Raw genomic sequence first — 4,445 nt, forward strand, 5'->3', positions numbered from 1 at the left:
ACAAAACGAACTTACGTGACCTGTTCGATAAGACTGATTTCAACGATATCAAAGAACTCGATTATCCCCTTTTTGAAGGACTATTTGATTAATTTTTTAACTCGTCCATTTTTATTGGACACTAATGATGTTTATACTATTTGCATCGTCAATCATTTAGTTTATCTTTGCTACGTGATTGATTGATGATGCAAATATACTGATTTATTTTCAGTGATAAACAATTTTACTGATTATATTTCAGTGATAAACATTATTTAATTATTAGTGCGGTTTATACCTTATTATAATATGAAGAAAGAAAATTGGGCTTTAGTATTGAGTGGAATTGCGATAGCGATAAGCATTATTGCATTATGTATTTCTTGCCCTCACAAGGCAGAGTTAGGATTTGACTATCAAGGCGTATTGGTTGGTGTTCTATCATTACTTGTTACAATTTTGATAGGATGGAATATATATACGATAATTGACATAAAAAACACAAGAGATAAGATTGATGAAATATCAACTGGAGCATCATTCATGGTACAAAAAAAACATGGCTGTTTCTGAAAACACCAACTGGATGATATATCATTATTTATTATTAGGAAAAGACCCATTGGGATTAGAATACAGATTTTTATATCATGGAGTTGCATGCTTATTCCATACATCACAATTCTCTGATATAACGACTTGCAATGTGGTAGTAAAAGGATTACTTGAATGTATAGCAAATCCTAAATCTATAACTATAACAAAAAATGGAAAGAATGACATTCTCAAGCTTTTATCTGGCGTGAAACACACCGACAAAATAGAAGGATTCCTTGAATTATTAAATAGGATCGCTTTAGTGAACGTGAAGTAACGAAGTGGTAATCCGTCATTGATGATTGTATTTGAGAATACAACTCCTTACCTTCATCGCTGTCTAAGAATTCTGTAGAAAAACCTTCGGGAATATTCTTTTCCATAATAATAAGTAAAGCGACCAACTCCAAAGTTGCGGTTTGAAGTGAAGTCGTCTATATAATCCCTTGCGGGAACAGTTAAACAATTTAGTTGGTATCATCCGCAACTTGATTTCGATACAAATATACTGATTTTATTTCAGTAAAACAATTAAGAGTTATGAATACACGAGAAAGATTGAAATTATTTCTTGCTTCTATCAATATAAGTGAAGGGGCTTTTGAGAAAGCAACCGGATTGGCTAAAGGATTCGTAAGTAAAGTCGGAGATAGTATTAGGACATCATCGCTCGAAAAAATTAAATCTGTTTATCCTAGTCTTAATACCTCTTGGCTTCTTACCGGGGAAGGAGATATGCTTACCCAGAAAGAAGAAGCCCCAAAAACAAGTAGTGCCGACATAACAAAAAAGAATGGCTATATTACTTATTTACTCCCAATGTCAGCAATGGGAGGTTCGCTAACCGGGTTTGCAGAACCGGGTGTATTATTGCATAATTGCGAAGCTGTTGTTTCTCCAATTGAAAACGTGGATTTTGCTATAACAGTTTATGGCGATAGTATGGCTCCTGAATATCCTTCAGGATCACGTATTCTCATCAAAAAAATAAATCCTGATTTATTTATAGACTGGGGCAAAGTATATGTATTAGATACTCCTAATGGAGTTATAGTAAAAGAAATACATGAATCTAATAGAGAAGGTTATGTATCATGTCACTCAATTAACCCAGACCCTAAATTTAAGCCCTTTGACGTTTTAATGGATGAAGTATTTGGGATGTACAGGGTGCTAATGTGTTTATCCGCAAAATAATGCTATGAGATTCAACCTATACACATCAGAATGTTAACCTTTTATTAATAAAACTATGCCAAACACTCTACAAGAAAGTATGGAAGATGTTAGTTTTGCCTATATGCAAGCCCTTTGTGCATATAATGGATATACTCTATCAAAGGTAGAACGGGACAATGATGGTGTAGATGCTACAATCAGATGTAAGGGGTATCCGTGTAACTCTTCAGACTGTAGAAAACGTTCCCCAAGCATTGATATTCAATTAAAAGCTTCATACGTAAAATTCAAAGAAAAAAGAAATGGAGATTACTCCTTTATACTCGAAGCAAAAAATTACAATAATTTGGTTATGAGCGATAGAATGACTCCAATAATATTAGTAGTTTTGCACATGGATAAAGATAGAAAAAAATGGGTAAAACACTCAAAATCGGCTCTAAAAGTAACTAAATGCGCCTACTGGGTAAGTCTCAAAAATAATCAGCCTACAAACAATGGAAGTAGTATAACCGTTGTAATACCCAAGGAAAATATTCTATCTTGTGAATGCCTTAAGAAGTTAATGATAAAAGTATCAAAGGAGGAGGAATTATGAAAGACCTTAAAAAAGCTATAGACCTCATTACAGTAGAAAAGCTTGAAAAAGTTCTTTCTTTCTTAAAATGGCGTGAATTAGACGTTTTAATGAATGGAAGAGTACGCCAATTTGTATCTCCGGACGGTGAATATGTAGCACTAATACCACTTGTTAAAGAATTCTCTGACTACTACAGAGTGATGGAAGAAACATTGCAATCCATTGCGTCTTTTGAAAACAGAAATATAGCAGCATTGATTAATAAAATATTAAATCCATCATATGACATTCAAAAATGGCGTATAGCTAACAATTACACCTCAGATGGGAAAATACCCTTCTTTAGTATGACAAATACTATAGAAAAAATAAAAGACGTTTTAGCTACAGCCTATTTAGACACCTTAAATCCTACTAAATTCCACAAAAAAGTCTATACAACGGATGTTAACAAGAATATTTCAGAATACTCTTTTGGACAGACAGAAATAGGAAGCTACATTCTCAATATATTATGTCCTCTTGGAGATTATCAATACACTATCTTTAATCCAATAGAACAAGATATTCCGTTAAATCGGAGAATTAATATGCGTTTACTATCCTCAATAAATAGTATTCAAAAAGATTTAAAGAATAATGACAAAAACAAGGTTGATGAAGATGTAGACCAAGGGATATATAGTGTAAACTTCCTCGACTCATTAGTTGATATTTATGACGAAACAAAAAATACAGAAATGAATATAATTGTTGACTGGTGCAAAGATGTCAAATTCATAAATGAGCCACCAATATCTTCTATCAAATTAGAGCCCATGTTTATGGAGAGAGTTAATTTTATAGCAGATAAATATAGGCCTAAAAAAGAAGAAAATATTCAAAAGTCATATTACGGAAAAATAGACAACATCAATGCAAATCCTGATGTCGAAAATAGAGAATATGTACAAATTAGATTAGTAGCCATTGGAGATGACAATAAAAAAGTTAATATTCAATCCAAATTAAATTATGCCGCTTATTATTCCGCAGTTAATACGGCCTTTGAAAGTGGCGCCAATGTAAAACTCTCCGGATTGTGTAAAAATACTGGACGGCAAAAATGGATTGAAAACGGACATTTGGAATTACTTAATGATTAATTTCAACGAATTAAAGAACAAACTAAATATATAAGATTATGAAGAAGATTTTATTTTTAGCGACTGTTGTATTAGTTATGACAGGATGCAAATCACGAGAAGAAAAAGCCGCAGAACTTATCAAACAAGAAATGTTCAAAACGCTTTATGATTTTGAAAGCTATGAACCTATTGAAATAAAAATTGATAGTGCTTTCACTTCTATATATACAGATACATTAGCTTTGATGTATGCAAATGAAGTAAAAATAATGTTTGATGAACTCGAAAAAGAAGAAGCCGAATATGAGAGTGCGAAAAGTGCAATGGAGATATGGTCTGATAGTTATTCTTCATTAGGTGCATACAAATATAATGAAGCAAAAAGAAAAGTAAACAATTACATAGAAAAGATTAATAAGACGCTGAAAAAAAATGATGAAGTATACGCCAAAATAAAAGAGAGAAACAAGCAAATAGACCGTTCTTTCATTGGTTGGGAAGCAAAACATAAATTCAGATGTAAGACAAAAGGAGGTAACTTTGATTTAGGCAACTATCTATACGTCTTCGACAAAAACATGAAGCAAATTTTATATAGTAAAGACACAGATGACAAGGAAGACATTCAGTTATTTGGAATTATAGGTAATGCCATTCGAACCGATAATACAAAAGAAGACATTGATGGAAATACGTCGGCTACCGTACAATCAGCAACAGATAGCATCTCAGAAGCATTGAAAGGAGGCGTCTAAAATGATGATTGACTTTCTAACCATCATACTCCTAATATTCGGAGTACTGCAAATCATCCTCTTTTTCAAGGTATGGGGAATGACAAACGACATCAAAGAGATATGAACTATAATATAAAAACAGAATACGGTTAACGATAATTAGCATACTCATGCAAGTTATCGTGCATGGAAGGCTCGTCGGGGCTGACTGCTCAGCCCCTTGCCGCATGGCGTTCCCTCCGC

The 4,445-nt window shown here is 33.1% G+C and carries 6 protein-coding genes; all 6 read left to right on the forward strand.

Annotated features, from left to right (window positions below):
* Window positions 1-291: 291 nt before the first annotated feature.
* The 6 genes from HU824_RS19105 to HU824_RS19130 all read left to right on the forward strand — a co-directional run bounded on the left by HU824_RS19105 (window position 292) and on the right by HU824_RS19130 (window position 4,220).
* Complete coding sequence (locus HU824_RS19105) at window positions 292-555, forward strand: hypothetical protein (protein ID WP_176469706.1); 264 nt, start codon at window positions 292-294, stop codon at window positions 553-555.
* Window positions 542-856, forward strand: a complete 315-nt coding sequence (locus HU824_RS19110) for a hypothetical protein (RefSeq protein ID WP_136009950.1) — start codon at window positions 542-544, stop codon at window positions 854-856. The genes HU824_RS19105 and HU824_RS19110 overlap by 14 nt, the downstream gene beginning before the upstream one ends.
* A 263-nt stretch (window positions 857-1,119) precedes the next feature.
* Window positions 1,120-1,776, forward strand: a complete 657-nt coding sequence (locus HU824_RS19115; RefSeq protein WP_176469707.1) for a helix-turn-helix transcriptional regulator — start codon at window positions 1,120-1,122, stop codon at window positions 1,774-1,776.
* Between the two features lie 79 nt (window positions 1,777-1,855).
* Window positions 1,856-2,356: a DUF4365 domain-containing protein gene (locus HU824_RS19120; RefSeq protein ID WP_255260573.1), complete on the forward strand. Its 501-nt coding sequence runs from the start codon at window positions 1,856-1,858 to the stop codon at window positions 2,354-2,356.
* Window positions 2,353-3,483, forward strand: coding sequence for a hypothetical protein (locus tag HU824_RS19125; RefSeq protein WP_176469709.1), 1,131 nt, complete (start codon window positions 2,353-2,355; stop codon window positions 3,481-3,483). Before HU824_RS19120 ends, HU824_RS19125 begins: the two co-directional genes overlap by 4 nt.
* A gap of 38 nt (window positions 3,484-3,521) precedes the next feature.
* A complete protein-coding gene (locus tag HU824_RS19130) occupies window positions 3,522-4,220 on the forward strand; it encodes a hypothetical protein (protein WP_176469710.1) in 699 nt (232 codons plus the stop codon).
* Window positions 4,221-4,445 lie beyond the last annotated feature (225 nt).

Origin of the sequence: Bacteroides sp. L10-4 (genome assembly GCF_013373675.1) — a bacterium.
Taxonomy (GTDB): Bacteria; Bacteroidota; Bacteroidia; order Bacteroidales; family Bacteroidaceae; genus Bacteroides; species Bacteroides muris.